Source organism: Roseofilum halophilum BLCC-M91 (genome assembly GCF_030068445.1).
GTDB classification, from domain to species: Bacteria; Cyanobacteriota; Cyanobacteriia; order Cyanobacteriales; family Desertifilaceae; genus Roseofilum; species Roseofilum halophilum.
In genome coordinates this window covers 1-16,171 of record NZ_JAQPOK010000036.1, presented here as the reverse complement: position 1 = coordinate 16,171, position 16,171 = coordinate 1, and the positions used below count along the sequence as shown (strand labels likewise).

17 protein-coding genes are annotated in these 16,171 nt (G+C 46.2%); 9 read left to right on the top strand and 8 right to left on the bottom strand.

The genetic code is table 11. The annotated features are described in order from the left end of the window. Positions 1–61 precede the first annotated feature (61 nt). The 6 genes from PJF56_RS04445 to PJF56_RS04420 all read left to right on the top strand — a co-directional run bounded on the left by PJF56_RS04445 (position 62) and on the right by PJF56_RS04420 (position 3,075). Entirely contained in the window at positions 62–1,306 is a 1,245-nt protein-coding gene (locus tag PJF56_RS04445) for a flavoprotein (protein WP_283761439.1), read from the top strand. A gap of 178 nt (positions 1,307–1,484) precedes the next feature. Further along, positions 1,485–1,805 carry a DUF433 domain-containing protein gene (locus PJF56_RS04440; protein ID WP_283761438.1) on the top strand — a complete coding sequence of 107 codons (321 nt, stop codon included), beginning with the start codon at positions 1,485–1,487 and terminating at the stop codon, positions 1,803–1,805. 42 nt (positions 1,806–1,847) lie between these two features. After that, complete coding sequence (locus PJF56_RS04435; RefSeq protein WP_283761437.1) at positions 1,848–2,081, top strand: AbrB/MazE/SpoVT family DNA-binding domain-containing protein; 234 nt, start codon at positions 1,848–1,850, stop codon at positions 2,079–2,081. Then, on the top strand, positions 2,069–2,536 hold the full coding sequence (locus PJF56_RS04430) for a type II toxin-antitoxin system VapC family toxin (protein WP_283761436.1): 468 nt from the start codon (positions 2,069–2,071) through the stop codon (positions 2,534–2,536). Before PJF56_RS04435 ends, PJF56_RS04430 begins: the two co-directional genes overlap by 13 nt. Positions 2,537–2,569: 33 nt before the next feature. Next, positions 2,570–2,761 carry a hypothetical protein gene (locus PJF56_RS04425; RefSeq protein ID WP_283761435.1) on the top strand — a complete coding sequence of 64 codons (192 nt, stop codon included), beginning with the start codon at positions 2,570–2,572 and terminating at the stop codon, positions 2,759–2,761. Further along, positions 2,746–3,075, top strand: a complete 330-nt coding sequence (locus PJF56_RS04420; RefSeq protein WP_283761434.1) for a type II toxin-antitoxin system PemK/MazF family toxin — start codon at positions 2,746–2,748, stop codon at positions 3,073–3,075. The genes PJF56_RS04425 and PJF56_RS04420 overlap by 16 nt, the downstream gene beginning before the upstream one ends. A gap of 14 nt (positions 3,076–3,089) precedes the next feature. Here the strand turns inward: PJF56_RS04420 and PJF56_RS04415 are convergent, their stop codons facing one another. The 8 genes from PJF56_RS04415 to PJF56_RS04380 form a co-directional block, all read right to left on the bottom strand. Further along, a complete protein-coding gene (locus PJF56_RS04415) occupies positions 3,090–3,242 on the bottom strand; it encodes a hypothetical protein (RefSeq protein ID WP_283761433.1) in 153 nt (50 codons plus the stop codon). 468 nt (positions 3,243–3,710) lie between these two features. After that, positions 3,711–4,052: a type II toxin-antitoxin system PemK/MazF family toxin gene (locus PJF56_RS04410; protein ID WP_283761432.1), complete on the bottom strand. Its 342-nt coding sequence runs from the start codon at positions 4,050–4,052 to the stop codon at positions 3,711–3,713. After that, a complete protein-coding gene (locus tag PJF56_RS04405; RefSeq protein WP_283761431.1) occupies positions 4,039–4,272 on the bottom strand; it encodes a hypothetical protein in 234 nt (77 codons plus the stop codon). The genes PJF56_RS04410 and PJF56_RS04405 overlap by 14 nt, the downstream gene beginning before the upstream one ends. Positions 4,273–4,597: 325 nt before the next feature. After that, on the bottom strand, positions 4,598–8,533 hold the full coding sequence (locus tag PJF56_RS04400) for a S8 family serine peptidase (RefSeq protein ID WP_283761430.1): 3,936 nt from the start codon (positions 8,531–8,533) through the stop codon (positions 4,598–4,600). Between the two features lie 205 nt (positions 8,534–8,738). Then, positions 8,739–10,490, bottom strand: coding sequence for a 2-succinyl-5-enolpyruvyl-6-hydroxy-3-cyclohexene-1-carboxylic-acid synthase (gene menD / locus PJF56_RS04395; RefSeq protein WP_283761429.1), 1,752 nt, complete (start codon positions 10,488–10,490; stop codon positions 8,739–8,741). A gap of 796 nt (positions 10,491–11,286) precedes the next feature. After that, the gene (locus PJF56_RS04390) at positions 11,287–11,937 is read right to left on the bottom strand and encodes a hypothetical protein (protein ID WP_283761428.1); all 651 of its coding nucleotides are present in this window, start codon (positions 11,935–11,937) and stop codon (positions 11,287–11,289) included. 85 nt (positions 11,938–12,022) lie between these two features. Then, entirely contained in the window at positions 12,023–12,637 is a 615-nt protein-coding gene (locus PJF56_RS04385) for a hypothetical protein (protein ID WP_283761427.1), read from the bottom strand. Positions 12,638–12,665: 28 nt separating this feature from the next. Beyond that, positions 12,666–14,816 (bottom strand): S8 family serine peptidase, encoded by a 2,151-nt coding sequence (locus tag PJF56_RS04380; protein WP_283761426.1) that lies wholly within the window; start codon positions 14,814–14,816, stop codon positions 12,666–12,668. 126 nt (positions 14,817–14,942) lie between these two features. Here PJF56_RS04380 and PJF56_RS04375 point away from each other — a divergent pair, with 126 nt between their 5' ends. From PJF56_RS04375 to PJF56_RS22030, 3 genes are all read left to right on the top strand, one after another. Next, positions 14,943–15,557 carry a hypothetical protein gene (locus PJF56_RS04375; RefSeq protein ID WP_283761425.1) on the top strand — a complete coding sequence of 205 codons (615 nt, stop codon included), beginning with the start codon at positions 14,943–14,945 and terminating at the stop codon, positions 15,555–15,557. Between the two features lie 106 nt (positions 15,558–15,663). Beyond that, positions 15,664–15,915 (top strand): BolA family protein, encoded by a 252-nt coding sequence (locus tag PJF56_RS04370; protein WP_283761424.1) that lies wholly within the window; start codon positions 15,664–15,666, stop codon positions 15,913–15,915. 149 nt (positions 15,916–16,064) lie between these two features. Continuing rightward, on the top strand, positions 16,065–16,171 hold a 107-nt coding region (locus PJF56_RS22030; RefSeq protein WP_347179441.1), incomplete at its 3' end, for a helix-turn-helix domain-containing protein.

Sequence of the window (16,171 nt, the reverse complement as noted above, 5' to 3'; positions counted from 1 at the left end):
TTTGTAACGTTAGCTGGCCCTAGCCTCAAGCAAAATAAAATCAAGCATTCCCCTTCCCTATATGAAACCTTGGAATTTTACCCCACCTCCTGCCTCTGAATTAGGCGATCGCCAAGTCCCCCTACATGGAACCCATCTTCAAGGCAAACGGATTGCCCTGCTGATTACCGGCAGTATTGCTGCCCTCAAAGCCCCTTTACTCGCGCGAGAACTTAGGCGCGAAGGAGCAGAAGTCATCGCATTTACCTCCACTGAAGCCCTACGCTATACCACCCTTGACAGCCTAGAATGGAGTACCACCCATCCGGTAATTACCAAACTGACGGCTGCTGCCGAACATCTGAGCGATGAAGACCCTTTTGATGCCTATGTCGTCGCTCCTGCAACCTACAATACCATTAATAAAATGCGCTACGGCATTGCTGATGGCGTAATTACATCTACCCTCGCTTCCGCATTAGGAAAACTGGAACAGGGACAAGCGAAAATCCTGATTGTGCCCACGATGCACGGCAGTTTACACAATCAAATTTTAACCGCATCTCTACAGCAATTACAGTGCTGGGGTGTAGAGATTATGACCCCCAAACAAGCTTACGGCAAAGATAATTTACCCGATTTACGCTCAATTGTTGCTGCTGTTTCTCGTTTGGTCAGTTCTTCTCCCTTAAAAGGTATCCCCATTTTAGTGACCGGCGGCCCTACTCCCGTGCCTATTGATAATATTCGCCGAATTACTAATCGCTTTCGCGGTACACTCAGTATCAAAATCACAGAAGAACTGTATTTACGAGGCGCAGAAGTTCAATTGATTTTAGGGACAGGTGGGGATATTTCCCCCGCTCATTTACCTTGTAAAATGGCTCCAACCTACGATCGTTATTCACAATTGGTTTTAGAACAGTTACAGGAAATTCCTTATGTTTTTGGTATCTTTTCCGCCGCCGTTGCTGATTATCAACCGGAGCAGCTATTCGCGGGAAAAATTCCCAGTGGAGGCGCAATGCAGTCCCTTAAATTAGTCCCGACGGCGAAAATCATTGAACGGGTAAGGGCAGAGTTTCCCGACTTATATATGGTGACGTTCAAATATCAGGAACAAGTCAGCCATGAAGAATTAATGAACATTGCCCAAGAGAGATTAGGACAGGGGTATAATGCAGTGGTGGCGAATCGGGGAGAAGAGATGGGCGAGAACGGCGAACAAGTTGCCTATTGGGTATCGGAGAATGACGCACCAGAACAGATGATGGGTAAAGAAGGCATTGCCAGGGCGATCGGCGATCGCTTAGAAGAATTAATCTAGGCGATCGCATACCTTGCAACCTTGTTCTTATGGACATATAGCGCTTAACGCCTCCAAGTCCAAGTTCAGTTGCTGCTTAAATTTCAGGCGATCGCCCCCCTGGTTAACTGAAAATACGATTCAAGAACAAGAATTTGAGATATAATAAGCACTCCTAATCGTCTAGTTTCATGCTCCCATGACAGCAGTAATTTCAGAACACATTCAGATTTCTCCTGAGATATGTGGTGGAAAACCCCATATCGCTGGCCATAGAATTAGAGTTCAAGACATTGTGGTTTGGCACGAACAAATGGGCATTTCTCCTGATGAGATTGTCTCCAGACATCCTTCCATTACTTTGGCAGATGTCTATGCTGCTTTGGCTTATTATCACGATCATTTCCAAGAAATTCGACAACAGATTCAACAGAGCGAACAATGGGTTCAAGAGTTGCAAGCCAAAATTCCTTCTAAAGTAGAGCAAAAACTAAAGGGAATGAATCTTGGAGAAGATTAAATATCATTTGTATAATAAGAATAAAATATTGAGATAAGGTTCATGATTATAGCTCAATTGAGTGGAAACTATGAAATCGAGATTCCGGTAGCGGTGCGAGAAAGATTACAGCTAAAACCGGGCGATTCTCTGGAATTTAAAGTAGTAGATGGTGCAGTGGTGATGCTGCCAGTTCCCAGCCACACTTCTCGCTGGTTTGGCAAGCATCGCCATCTCTGGGATGAAGTTGATGCTGTTGCTTACATTCGTGAGGAACGGGAGTCATGGCGCGATTAGAAGACCTGGAAGGTGTTGCTGTGGCTTTCGACAGCGTAATTTTTATTTACGCTATCGAAGGGAATCAGGAATTTGGCGAACTAGCCAGAAAAATTTTTGAGCTGATAGAGCTGGGAAAATGTCAAGGTTTTGCTTGTGATTTGGTACTAGCAGAATTGATGGTTAAGCCATTGCGTGATGGCTTCTCCGAAATTGCTGAAGAATATGCTCGCGACTTGCCATCTTTTCCGAACCTAAAGTTTTGCCCTTGTGAGATTGTGTTGGGTTTTGTTAATTATACTTGTTTTGACCCATTTGGCGATCGCCCCCTTCTCATCCAAAGATCGCCCCCAAGTCAGAAACCGGGTTTTTGCCACGGACATCGCTTCAGCAGCAAAAGTGACCTAAAAACCCGGTTTCTTGGGGTGGTGGAAGGGCCAGGATTTGAACGAGAAAATAACACCTGGTACAATTGAGGTTCTAACCTTTGTATTGATTAATGCAGTTTTATGGACAAAGAGTTATTTCTCAAAGAAATAGAAGATCTTCCTGAAGCCATGTTAGAAGAGGTCTGGGATTTTCTGCGGTTTCTGAAACAAAAACGCGATCGCCACACCTTAGAAACTAGCTTGCTCAGTCAATCCTCTTTAGAAAAAGATTGGTTGAGCTTAGAGGAGGATGAAGCATGGCAGAATTTGTAAAAGGGGATGTGGTGGTTGTTCCTTTCCCCTTTTCAGATTTAACCCAAGCTAAGCGCAGACCAGCTTGTGTGATAGCCACTTTAACAGGAGATGATGTAATTCTATGTCAAGTTACGAGCCAGAAAATTAGCGATCGCTATGCAATTACTCTGGAAACGGATGATTTTAGTGAGGGTGGACTGAACCAAAACAGTAATATTAGACCCAATCGTTTGTTTACGGCCGATCGAGGAATCATACTGTATCGAGCGGGTAAACTGAAGCCAGAAAAATTAAACGAGGCGATCGCCAAAATATTGGAAATCATCCAATAGCGATCGCCCCCTTCTCATCCAAAGATCGCCCCAAAGTCAGAAATCGGGTTTTTGCCACAGATATCGCTTAAGCAGCAAATGTGACCTAAAAACCCGGTTTCTTGGGGTGGGTAAGGGCGATAATGCTCCGCATCGCTGGCGCGATCGCACTCTGGGAAAATGAGCAACCTCTTACCGGGTAGGGTGTGTTAGCGGGGAGTTAACAGTTGGCGAAGTCGAGTAAATTGTATTCCCCGCATAACGCACCGAAAACCGGTTGATTTTATTTGTGTAAAGTTGGTGCCCTGCGTCGGGCTTTTTAATTGACTGATTCAGTCTGAAATTGATTCCCGACTAACGCACCCTACTGCCGTGACACAGCTAATTTAGGGCATTAGAAAATCGCTAGGGTTCTTGAAATTTGTGAATTTAAGCAAAATCCTATTGCCTCATTTTAGTCGTGTCACGGCACTACTGCTACTGAATGAGCCTGCTATTAATTTTAGCAAATGAGCGATCGCCCCCTTCTCATCCAAAGATCGCCCCAAAGTCAGAAATCGGGTTTTTGCCACAGATATCGCTGAAGCAGCAAAAGTGACCTAAAAACCCGGTTTCTTGGGGTGGGGGAGAGGATGGAAGGGGCGATCGCCGATTCACTAAGGAGAATTGACGAGATAATCACTTAAAGTCTTCAGCAATCGTTGGTGTCGTTCTGGTGATATTTTGCCAATAGAACCAAGAATTTGCTGGCGAGGAATTACAGCCAGAAAGCCAAGGCGGATCAAAGAATCACTTCGTAAGCCACTTGTGATAAAATCGAGATCGGTAGAGGCAATGATATCATCAAAACCCATGACTTGTTGATTGAGTTGGGTACTCACTCCACAAACTAAGAAATCTTGATAAGGTGGCAGTTCTCGCAAAAGAATGACAGGACGATTTTTAATTTGTCCATCCGCTTGAGGAATTGGCGTAAGAACAACATCAGCTTCCTGCATAATCGGGATTAGGAACTTTTATCGCATCAAGAGGGTAATCATCATCATTACTGTAGGCGCAGTTGAGTTGAGTTCTGGAGCGTTTTAACCAAGATGCTTGCTCCTCTGCTTGTTCGGGAATAATCGTGACAATCAGTTTAGTATTAGGTTCGAGTTTATAGGGTTCATCGAGTTGGATTGATTTCCCATCAAAATGCGCTGATAAGGAAACAAAGTTCATAATCTCACCGATCGTAAACAGACGTACTTTAGAAGTTTATCATAGCGACCGAGCGTAACAATCGCCTGGAAGTGAAATCTCATCCCAAGATCGTCCCTAAGCTTCAGAAACCGGGTTTTTGCCGCCGATATCGCTTAAGACGCAACAGTGTCCTGAAAAACCCGGTTTCTTGGGGTGCTGGAAGGGCGATAATGCTCCGCATCGCTGGCGCGATCGCCAAAACTCCCCCGTATCTCCCCAAATCTGTAGGGGCGTTTCATGTCGCGAAGCGAAACGGCCGGAAAGCCCCTACAATTTAACGGGAGAGATCGATTAATCGCTACCGTTAGAATTTGATGTAATTCCTAGGATTGCGGTTATTAACTTTCCATCGATAAGGAGATACACGGACTTCAAAATGCAGATGAGGCCCCGTAGAATTGCCTGTACTACCAACTCTACCAATGTAGGCTCCTCCACTAACTGACTGTCCAACACTGACTCCAAACCGAGATAGGTGAGCATAGAACGTCATCGTGCCATCATAATGCTGAATCTTGATTAAGTTTCCATATCCTGTCGTATCCCAACCAGCATAAACGACTCGACCAGCTTTAGCAGCTTTAACTGGAGTTCCTGTTGGTACACCTAAATCGATACCGTAATGAAAACGTCCCCAACGCGGCCCATATTCACTGGTTACTCGCGCTCCTGGAAGGGGATGATGCCAGGTATTCGATGGTTGGGGTGTTGGAGTGGGAGACGGAGATGGAGAACCACCAGGAAGGTAAACCACTTGACCAATACGCAAATACCTTGCAGAAGTTGAGTTAAAAGAATTACCGTTACGATCCTTGATTTCCCGCCAACGGCTACCATTACCTAAGAAGCGTTGAGCAATTGCCCAGAGAGTATCCCCTCGTTGAATGGTATAAGAACGGCCAGTAGGAGGAGAGACGGGAGTTGGACGATTAGCTGGTGGAGGCGTAGGAGTGGGAGTTGGGGTTGGAGTTGGAGTAGGCGTTGGGGTTGGCAACAGTGGAGCAAGTACAGGTGGTTTACTGCCTGGATAACCCCAGATATAAGCACTCGGAACCCAGTAACTTGTTCCACGCACTCGATACCATAGCTCATCTGGACGGTTTAACCACAAGTCACTGACTCGACTGCCATAAGTCCAGGCATCAAAGTAAAGCGTTTTACGATAAGGTTCGTTAACAGGCCCGCGATCGCCATGAACAGGAGTATTGCGAAGATTTACACCTATTGTTGGCCCAACCCAGCCACTGAAATTTTCTGAGACAATGGGATAATTTGGATAATTTGCAGCACGTTCCGTAGCAGTAACTCGACCTTCTCCACTCCAAGTCTCTGGAATTGCAATAGTAGGACGCTCGTAAATTTCGGGTTTCGTTACGGTTGCCAACTGAACGGCTGCGGCAATATTTAACAAGCCAAACCCAGTTTCATTATCGGGATTTGCTTCATGCAAATCAGTCGCTGTTTCCTTGAGAATTCGCACCACTTGCTGATAACTTAAATCTGGATTAGCGGCCCAAACTTGAGACGCTGCTCCCGTAACTTTTGCTGTTGCTACTGAAGTCCCGGTCATGGTTCCTACGCCATTACCAACGGTGGATAAAATCGGATATTCATCGGTTCCTCCAGGAGCAACCAGATTTAATCCTTCTCCATAACTGGAATAGTCTACTCGCTCGAAACCTTCAGCCACAGATAGGTCTAGATTCACTTGTTCAGCAGCACCGACGGTAAGAATATTATCCAACTCCTGAGAAGCTTGTCCCAACGCCGACATCACCCCGCCATCATTTCCGGCAGCAGCTACAATCAACACATTATGTTCACGAGCATATTCAATAGCATCCCACTCTTGTTGGGTAAACTCATAGCGAGTGGTGACATTTCCTTGGGCATCAATTTGAGTTAAATCCATACTCAAATTCACCACCGCATTCGGTTGTCCTGACTCTCGCGCTGCATCGACAAATTCAACTAATGACTCAGCCCATTTTCCAGAACCTACGGCACGACTTACCCATAGGGGCGCTTGGTCATTGATGCCATCGATACCGATACCGTTATTTTCGGTTGCGCCGATAATTCCCAGGATATGGGTTCCGTGTTCGTTGCCTTCTCCTTCGGACAATAGGGGATTATCGTCGTTGTCGATATGGTCTTGACCCAAGGTAATGCGAGCATAGTCAATATCGGGATTATCCCCGCTAAATCCGGTGTCGATGATACCGACTAGGGGTTGCGCAGTTTCGGCAAACTCAAATTCTGGAGGAGTTTCGCCAATGGGAACGATGCGTTGGGCGACGTTTTCTAAGCGCTCAACGACTCGCGTTACGGCTAATTCTGCCCGCTCGGAGAAGGATTGATACTCCGGTTCTTCGAGGGTTTCAGTTAAGGTTTCTACCTGTTGCACCAAGGTTTGCAGTTGTTCTGCTTCTTCGGTGGAAACGGGAGCATCCTGCGCGTCTTCGAGTCGCGTGGTTAAATGGTCTAACCGAGCGATGAGGTTATCGGTGGCTGAGGGTTCTTCATGTTCGTGATGAATATGTTCGGGTTCCTCAGTATCTGGAGTTTGTGCAGTGGAGTTATCAGAATTCTCGGTTTCCTCAGTGTCTGAATTTTGCTCATTCTGCTCGGAATTAGAGGTCTCAGCAGTGGAGTTGTCAGAATTCTCGGTTTCTTCAGTGTCTGAATTTTGCTCGTTCTGCTCAGAATTAGAAGTCTCAGCAGTGGAGTTGTCAGAAGTCTCGGTTTCCTCAGTATCTGAATTTTGCTCGTTCTGCTCAGAAGTGGGAGTTTCTGGTGCTGGAGTCGGTTCTTCAGGGGTTTCAGGAGGTTCTACAACTTCAGGTTCTAGAGTTTCTACTGCGTCTTGCAAGGCATCGGTTAATCCTTGTACGTCCTGAATGAGATCTGTGACTTCTGTTTCTACGGACTCAGGGGTGATGTAGGGTTTGGCGTATTCGAGCAAGGCTTGCCCAAGATCAGAATAGCGCCATTCTTTGTCAGAGGCGATCGCACTATCCAACAGCGTAGCCTTCCCTTCTGCTCCCCTAACCTGGAAAATCACATCATTGTAATCCCCATCGGTCTTACCATCAACGCGGATATCTTCCATCACAAACGTAGAACCATCTCCCGTCACATCGGCAATTTGGCCCACATGAAAGGCTTCATGGGGATTCGCCGTTACCATGGAAAACAAAGGACGACCGGAACCCCCAATACTGGGATTATCCAAAACCCTGGCTACAGTCTTATTGGGAACCAACATCACCCCAAACTCATCGCCAGAGCGCATCTTAAAAGTTTTCACCCCCAAATAATCCCCATCATTTTGGTCGCGCTCGCCCAAGTTGCCGCTAAATTTCGCACCCTCTTCAGCGTCAGAAATCACGACATAACCTTGCTCTGAGTTACTCAAGGCACGAGTTGCAGCTTCTTGGATAAATTCCTCGGAACCGGCTTCAAATTCATCCATTCCATCTAAAGAAAAGATGGCCAGTTCACCTTTATATCCACCACCATCAAAGAGGAAATCTACTCCAACTTCTCCGGTTTCGCCAACGGTGAAGACTCCGGAATCAAAGGTAAAATTGGGTTGCTCAATCTCTAAAACGGGGACAATTTCTTCCTTCTCTTCTTCCGTATTGTTGACAATTTCTTCTCCGGTTTCAGTCGTTTGGGTTTCACTCGGTTGAAGTTCATCTTCAGAGTCTCCGTCTGCTTGAGTACGGTTAACTGAGGATGCAGCTAGGGTTTCTTGCCCGCCATCCGATTCAGAATTTACAATCTTTTGACCATCAACTTCTACTTCGTCATTAGTTGGATTTTCCTGTGTTTCTAAACCTTCATCTTCGGCTCGATTTTCTGTAAGGGAGGTGATATAGGAGATTTCTTCTATGTCTGAATCTTCTATGTCTGAATCTTCTATGTCACCTCCGCTAACGTCTGAGTTATTGTCTTCTGTATTATTGTCTTCTGTATTATTCTCTTCTGTACTTTCTGTAGGTTCTGTATCTGAAGCACTTGTATCGTCAGGAATATCAATTTCTTCACCATCAGGAGGATCTAGATCGATATCGAAGTCTGGGTCTAAGGGGGGAATTTCGTCTCCTCCATCTCCATCGAAACCCAAACCTGAAGGGGTAAGGATGGGTTCAAGGATGAAGGTCTGACCTTGATTAGAATTAGTTTTGGGGGTTTTAGGGGCGTTGTTGCGGAAGAATTTTTTCAAAAAATCCATAGTGGTAAGATTCACCCGAATCTTGAGTAACAGTAAAAAATAGGTAGAGTGGCTGCTATGAAACCCCTCTATAGGGTTCTCGTTTTTTTGCCCCTGTTTTTATGCAAGCCGCAACAATTCTTTACATTATTTCTGAAATGGATCGATCGATCGGGGGTTTTTATGTACGTTAGTTTACACAAATCATAGAAATGCCGGGCATTTTCTAAGTATTAATGCGGAAGTTATTGAAGATTTGCTTGCGCCATTGACTGTCTAGATGGCGATCGCACTGAATTTCCAAGAGGCGAATCCCGCGATCGGGTAATTGGGCTAAATACTGCCGAAACTGCTCCCAAGTTTCCACAAGATGATACTCAATTGCGTAAGTTTGGCATAACTGGGCAAAATTAATGGATTGAGGGGTAGCAAAGAATTCTTCAAAGGGGGGATTATATTCAGCAATGGGTAAATGCTCGAAAATGCCGCCCCCATTGTTGTTGATTAAAATAATGGTTAAATGACCTTGGAAATAGGGACGGATTAAAAAGCCATTGGTATCATGCAAGAGGGCTAAATCTCCGGTGAGTAAAATGCCAGGTTGCTGATGACGGTGAGCCATTCCTAAAGCTGTGGAGAGAATGCCATCTATGCCATTGGCTCCGCGATTAAAATAGGGATGTATTTTGAGGGTATTGGGAGTCCAAAACCATTCTACATCGCGCACGGGCATACTATTAGAAATGAAAATCGGAGTCTGTGCGGGGAGAATTTGGGAGAGTAGCCAAGGGGCTTTGGGTTCGAGTAAAGGATCGATCGTTTCTAAGACTCGATCTAGGTGCGATCGCCCCCAATGCTCTAAGGTACGCCAACGCTCTAAATAGGGATTGGCTTCAGACGGGGGTTCTGGCAGAAATCGGGAGAGTTGTTCAATGGAACAGCGCCAAAATTGGGCTTGATTGTGCAGGGGGTCGAGATTCTGATAGGTTGGATCGATAATCCACTGGCGAGGGTTACATTTCTTAAGCCATTGTCTCAACTCTTTACTGGTGGGAAAATCGCCAATTTGAATGACGACATCGGCAGATAATTCTTGGGCAATTTCAGGATTGCGGAGAATTAGGTCATAGGTGGAGATAAGATGGGGATTGAGATGGGCATAGTTACGAACAGGTGAGAGTCCTTCCGCGAGGACGGGAAAGTTAAGGGTTTTGGCTAAATGGGCGATCGCCTTTACATAAGCTTCTGGATGCTGCGGTTGAGCGACTCCGGCAACAATAATGCCACGGGAAGAGCGCAGAGTATTACACCAAGTTTGCACCGCTTCCGGGGTGATGTCGATACTCGATACTGAGGCAGAACGGGGATTTAAAAAGCCAAAGAAGCGATCGAGATCGAATTCTTCTTCCCGAATGCCCAGATCCAGTTGCAGAATGGGCGCTAAGGGGTCTCGAAACGGTATATTAACATGGACGGGGCCAGCAATTGGACTTAAGGTGCGTTCCCATCCATAGGCGATCGCCTGGCGCAGATAGGCTAAAAGATCCACATCCGGTAAACCTAGCTCCGTTTGCCAAGTGGGATAATTTCCGTAGAATATCTTACCCTGGTCAATGGTTTGCCCCGCATGGGTTTGCCGCAATTCCGGGGGGCGATCTGTTGTTAACACCATCAAGGGAACTCGACTTTCCGCCGCTTCAATAACGGCTGGATAAAAATTAGCCCCTGCCGTTCCCGAAGTACAGACTAAAGCCGTGGGTAACCCGGATTGTTTCGCCCGTCCCAAAGCAAAAAACGCCGCCGAACGCTCATCTAAAATCGGTATCGCTTCAATCCCCCTTTGAGCAGCAAAAGCCACCGTTAAGGGAGTCGAACGAGAACCGGGGCAAATGATCGCCGTCCTTAACCCCAAACGCTCCAAGGTTTCCACCAAAATCGAAGCCCAAAGCATATTCAGGTTACGGAAATCAATCGGCATAGTGGAGGGATGGGGGGGATAGGGAGATGGGGAGATAGGCAGATTTCCTATTCGCATCTCCAATGAAAACACGATATTAACCCCGTAGCAAGCCAACTCGCCCCCAACCCATACCCATTTTTAATTTTTTCGGCTGTCGCCGACATGAAAATTGTTAATTTTTAATTGATAGGGCGTGCAAGTTACTTACAGCATGATGTGTTTGCTCAGGGACACCAGGGACTCCGCCGATGAGTTATTACACACTCTTTAAAGGATGACTACCTTTAATGTCCACCTGTCGGGTTCTTCGCATCCTGTTTCCCAAACACCCACTGCATGGCAGTGTTACTGTTCCTCTCGTACTAAAGTATGTAAGCTGTAAGAGTCAGGGCACGCCTTGGGATCTATTTTAGCTCTATTTTAGGCGATCGCCTCCCCATCCAGAATTATTTGTAGCCTCAAGAATTGGCGATCTTATGGCCAGAATATACCACCCATGGGCCCTTGGAACTTGCTGCTCCTGCTTTGAGTGTACGTAAAACGGTCTCCCAATCCTAGGCACGCTCAAGCTGATACCCTATTGAATTAAGAATAGACGAGATGTAGGGGTGAACAGTCGTTCGCCCCTACTGATTCAGGTTATAGCGCTTTCCGCTATGGCGGACATGAAACGCGATAGGCAAGAGGCAAACCCCCCCTGTGTCCCCCCAAGACATTTTTGTAGGGGCGTTTATGTCGCGAAGCGAAACGGCCGCTTGCCCCTACAGATACGGGTGCTCTAGACAGGTTGTGTGTACCTAACAGTGTCTCAACCTTAATCGAATTGACTATCAATTGAGTTTGGTAACACTTTATCTCGTAACCAACTTGGCATATACCATTCATCTGTCCAAAGAATATTATGATTTGCACTATAGCGATCTAATCCTAATTTAGACCAATATTTTCTCATTAAAAATTTACCTTTTTCTCTAGATTGGCTCTCTAAATTAGAATTTTTACCCCGTAAATCTTCAGGAAAACAACCGACAGTTTCTCCCCAGGCAAAACCTTGTAAGAAGAGAGCTAATGCTTGTAATGCATAATTTTTACCCCTATAAGGAATTTCAATAAATACATCATCTAAATAAAAAAGATAATCAAAGCTTTTCTGTTTTTTACCTTCATCTAAGAAAAAGAAAGATACGAAATTAGCTAAGTCTGAACTACGAGCATGACCCAAGAGAAATAGAGTCTCTGGATCGTAATCTAAATCAAATCTATGGGCATATATATGACCAATTTGAATATCATCTGGTAAACCACCAGTTTCTTCTCTTTCACACCATTCTTCTTCTGATAAATCTTCAGTAAAATCCAAACTTATTGTGCAATAAATGCTGGTGAACATTAAATCATCATAACTAGACAAGCCGAGTATTCCACTATTCGACAGATGAAATGTTGAGTCAACTTTAATTCGCATTATTTTCTTGGATTATAGAGTTTGATAAAATCAATCTTCCAGAGTAAGGTGCCCTGCGCTGTCGCTAACGCACCTACCCGCTAATTTAATTATTCAGAGTTTGAACTAAAATGCGTAGCAGGTCTTCTAGATCGGCAGGGACACGGTAAAGATTAAGGTCTTGAGTCACTTGACGAGAGTGGCGATCGAATTGAGCGAATTGCCAGATATTGCCGGTGGAAATTGCTCCATGGAGCAGGTTTTGATCGGATTCGATCCATTGATCGAGGGCAATGAGTTCGATCGCCAGTTGCACAAAACCCCGCTCTAGATCTTCATTTTTAGCTTCAATTGCGAGGAAAACACCATCACTTTGGAGCAGATAATCCAGAGAACCTTTGAGTTGATGGCTCACGACAATAGGATATTCAACATTGAGGGTTGCTTGGGTATAGTGGAGCAAGTCCGTTAAAACCGGGGCAATCAAAAATTCTCGCCGTGCCATTTCACTGGTGAGACTAAGACGGGGGAGACTTTCCTCAATGCGGGTTTTGAGGTCGAGTAGGCGATCGAGAGTACCGGTATACTGGGGAAATTGTAGCGATCGCCGTTGCAAGGAAACCTGAAAATATGCCAGAATATCTTGCGGTGCAAAGTTAAGTTTAAAGTAATCCGCAAAAGTATACGATTGGTCTGGCTTGATAATGGTCAATCGAGACATAGTTAATGATAGCGCTTGCAAGAATGGTTTAAATCCCTAATGTCAATACCCAACCTCTTAACGTGCCGGTATTGCCTAAAGCATAATCAATGACTTGTAATTTCCAAACGCCTTTAACGGAAAGATTCACTAAATCTTTCAGTAAGGGGCGCTCAGAAGAAGTATAGGTATGTTGAAGTTGGGTTTGTCTGGCTAATGTCCGGTTTTGCAGCAAAATCGTTTGATTGTTGGGCGCTATTAAACTCACTTGAATATCGCCTAAGAAACTGTGATCGATATTGACGGTGACTTGGATATCCCGTAATGAATTGCTTTCAGAAATGTAAATCGAGCTACTAATGCCGCGACTATCATAATCTCTAATGGCGACGCTGGCATAGTTTTGGCGTTGAATCCAGCGACTGACAGTAGGAGGAGTAGGACGCGATCGCAGGGCAGCCGAAACTGCTTTATAGGCATTCACTTTACCATAGCCAAACCACTCAGAGTGGCCCTGAGCATCATAAGTCCCCTTGCGAAAGCCAAACTGGGGATCGGGGTCTAGGTCAGTAATTTTATCAGTATTCGAGATCAAAATTTGCTTCACCTGAGCCGCCGTTAAATCCGGATTAGCGGATAAGACGAGGGCAGCGACTCCAGCCACAATCGGACAAGCGCTAGACGTGCCGCCAAATGTGCCCGTAAAATCCCCCGTACCATAGCCTGCCCCCCCTACCCGGTCAGTGGTAAATACCCCTAACCCTGGAGTTGCACTGGTGACTGCGGGAGGGGTTGGGATAAATCCGGTTTGCTGTAACCAAATCCCTGGAGGGGCATTATTGGAGGGGGCACAAACGGCAATTTCTTTGCCCCAGTTGCTGTAAATGGCTTTTTTGCTGAGGCTGGAACAGGCAGAAACGGCAATTACATCGGGATGAATGGGAAAACCGGCTAACCATCGGGTATTGCCAGAAATGACATTATTGGGCCATCCTTGCTCATAAACCGTATCGTTTATGGGGCGGTTGGCATTGCCAGAGGCAAAGACAATCACGCAACCTTTGCCCTGACGGCCTTGGGTGGCGGCTTTGGTAAGGGCGGCGTTTTGGCGCAGGGAAAGGGGAAAATTAACGGCGGCTGGCCCCCAACTACAGGAAATGACGGCAGCGCCTCGACTGGCACACCAATCAAAGAGTTGTTCGATGGAATTATCATCGAGGAAGCCAGTGGTACGAACGGGCATCAGGGAGCATCCGGGGGCAACACCGACGATCCCAGAGCCGTTTTCTTCGGCAATGGCGACTCCGGCACAGGAGGTTCCATGGTTTTCTACCAGGCCTCCGGGTTGGGGGATAAAGTCTTGGTCTTTGAAGTCTTTGGGGGCGACAATTTTGCCGAGTCCTTGGAAGTCGGGATGGTTGAGATCCATGGCATCATCGGCAACGGCAACGACGATGGAGCGATCGCCCCTAATCATATCCCAAGCCCGTTCAGCATCGATATGAGACCCGGTGGCCAGATAATTGCCCCCATTATGGTTCAGATACCATTGTTGACCATAAAACCCATCCGTGGGGCGATACATGGGTTGGCTGGGAATAATTAAATTGGGTTCAGCCGCAACTACGGCTGGGGAAGCCATCAGACGGTTAGCAATTTTAATTGGATTTTCGGTAGATTTTTCCGTCAGTTGATAGACCCAGGTATGGGGGAGCATGTCCACGGGTTTGATCTCCCGCAAGCCATACTGTTGGATCAGGGCGTTGCGGGTTGGTTTATCGCTTGTTTCTGACCATTGAATGGTCATCTCGTTGGACAAATAGGTGTAGGTTCCCGGCGCATCTTTGATCTGATAGACATGGCTGGCAAAGGCCACATCTTGGGAATTGCGAGCCGAAGTAATGGCCGTTTCCAAGCTTTGGGGATCGACGGTTAATTCTGAGAGTTTGGTGTCAATGGGGCGAGTGGCTAAAGAAGGCAGATCCCTGGCCCAATCTGGAGAGGTCTGGGACTTCACGGCCACCGTGAGCCGATCTGGGGCCTTTTCTAAAACCCATTGTTCGCCCCCCCGTTGCAGAACTAACCCGATATCTGACTCTGGGATCGGAGATTTAGCCTGAACGGGATCGGAGGCTAGATCGGGGGGAGAACTCGGTTGACTCCCAAGAAAGCGCTTCAACTGCTCGAAAAATTTAACCATCTTCACCACTTCTTTGCGATCGTTTATCTTTGCTCTTGATTGGAACAGATAAAAAGGGAAACTGTCTGCTAAATTATGTTTAGATTTGTTTTATATTGTTTGTCTTCACCCTAGCTCTTACAACTCATGGTATCTTTAAATCCCTCTCGACTCCTACAATCTACGACTTTAGCGGTTTGTACTTCTGCGATCGCCTTGACTAACGTTGCCGTTGGACAATCGACCCACCAGCAACTTGCAGCACAAGACGCTCAAACCACCGCCGAAGAAGGCAGTGCCAACGAATTTCGCCCCCTGAACCAGGAAAACAGCTTACTGAGCATGGTCGGGGCCGAACGCCTGATGGGAGAAGCAGCAGCAGCCGTTGGTGATGAGAATTATGCCCTAGCCCAGCAAAAACTCCAAGATGCCCGTCAGGTGTTTAACCAGCTCTCTAATTTTTATCAGGAACTGGCTGCGAGTTTCTCTGGTATTGATAACCGCATTGCCAATAGCCAACGGGATCTAGCCGTTGAGACGGCGCAAAAACGGGACGAAGCCACCTATCAGCTTGCCCTTGTCCATCGCGCTCAAAACGAAGCTGACTTAGCAGTTCCCCTGCTGGTACAGGTGATTCGCTCTCAAAACCCGACTACAGAAATGGGCAAAAAGGCATATCAACAGCTTTTTGAATTGGGATTTGTGGAGTCTCCCTATCCCAAACCCGATGATAGGGAACCTACCTCTGCGACTCCTCAATAGAAGCCATAAGAGTATCGAGTGGTTTATCCCCTTGAGTCTCTCAAGAGCGATCGCTACAATAAAGAATTGAGAACGATTGATCGTAACTAATCATAAGGAGTCTTGCATGGTTCGTCCAGCCGAAGTGGAAGCAATGATTAAAGCCAAGCTTCCCGATGCCCAAATTCAACTCAAGGATATGACGGGAGGGGGCGATCATTACGAGGCGATCGTTGTCTCCCGTGAGTTTGAAGGTAAACGACCCGTACAACAACATCAGTTGGTTTATGCGGCCGTTCAGGAAGCCATGGCTAGTAATGCCATCCATGCCTTGGGTTTAAAAACCTATACCCCAGAACAATTTGAAACTTCCCAGTAAAAGTCTTAACTAATTTGCCGGGAAGTCCCCCGCTATAATCGCTTCGATTTAGCGGCGGGATGAAAGGCGGGAAATTGGAGGAACGGAAATTTCCAAATTTTCCTGATGTTTTTACTGTTGTATGTAAAATACAGTAAGGAGGTATTAAGATGCTGCACAAAGCACTCAAGGTTCGACTTTACCCAACACCAGAGCAACAAATTCTACTGTCTCAGCACTTTGGCTGTGCTAGATGGTGGTGGAACTACGCTCTAAA

What these genes read in the sequence shown, in the direction of transcription:
- PJF56_RS04370 (WP_283761424.1), top strand. Translation starts at nt 15,664, where the DNA reads ATGGTTCGTCCAGCCGAAGTGGAAGCAATGATTAAAGCCAAGCTTCCC.
- PJF56_RS04400 (WP_283761430.1), bottom strand. Translation starts at nt 8,533, where the DNA reads ATGGATTTTTTGAAAAAATTCTTCCGCAACAACGCCCCTAAAACCCCC.
- PJF56_RS04390 (WP_283761428.1), bottom strand. Translation starts at nt 11,937, where the DNA reads ATGCGAATTAAAGTTGACTCAACATTTCATCTGTCGAATAGTGGAATA.
- menD (WP_283761429.1), bottom strand. Translation starts at nt 10,490, where the DNA reads ATGCCGATTGATTTCCGTAACCTGAATATGCTTTGGGCTTCGATTTTG.
- PJF56_RS04430 (WP_283761436.1), top strand. Translation starts at nt 2,069, where the DNA reads ATGGCGCGATTAGAAGACCTGGAAGGTGTTGCTGTGGCTTTCGACAGC.
- PJF56_RS04385 (WP_283761427.1), bottom strand. Translation starts at nt 12,637, where the DNA reads ATGTCTCGATTGACCATTATCAAGCCAGACCAATCGTATACTTTTGCG.
- PJF56_RS04425 (WP_283761435.1), top strand. Translation starts at nt 2,570, where the DNA reads ATGGACAAAGAGTTATTTCTCAAAGAAATAGAAGATCTTCCTGAAGCC.
- PJF56_RS04405 (WP_283761431.1), bottom strand. Translation starts at nt 4,272, where the DNA reads ATGAACTTTGTTTCCTTATCAGCGCATTTTGATGGGAAATCAATCCAA.
- PJF56_RS04375 (WP_283761425.1), top strand. Translation starts at nt 14,943, where the DNA reads ATGGTATCTTTAAATCCCTCTCGACTCCTACAATCTACGACTTTAGCG.
- PJF56_RS04420 (WP_283761434.1), top strand. Translation starts at nt 2,746, where the DNA reads ATGGCAGAATTTGTAAAAGGGGATGTGGTGGTTGTTCCTTTCCCCTTT.
- PJF56_RS04380 (WP_283761426.1), bottom strand. Translation starts at nt 14,816, where the DNA reads ATGGTTAAATTTTTCGAGCAGTTGAAGCGCTTTCTTGGGAGTCAACCG.
- PJF56_RS04435 (WP_283761437.1), top strand. Translation starts at nt 1,848, where the DNA reads ATGATTATAGCTCAATTGAGTGGAAACTATGAAATCGAGATTCCGGTA.
- PJF56_RS04440 (WP_283761438.1), top strand. Translation starts at nt 1,485, where the DNA reads ATGACAGCAGTAATTTCAGAACACATTCAGATTTCTCCTGAGATATGT.
- PJF56_RS04445 (WP_283761439.1), top strand. Translation starts at nt 62, where the DNA reads ATGAAACCTTGGAATTTTACCCCACCTCCTGCCTCTGAATTAGGCGAT.
- PJF56_RS04410 (WP_283761432.1), bottom strand. Translation starts at nt 4,052, where the DNA reads ATGCAGGAAGCTGATGTTGTTCTTACGCCAATTCCTCAAGCGGATGGA.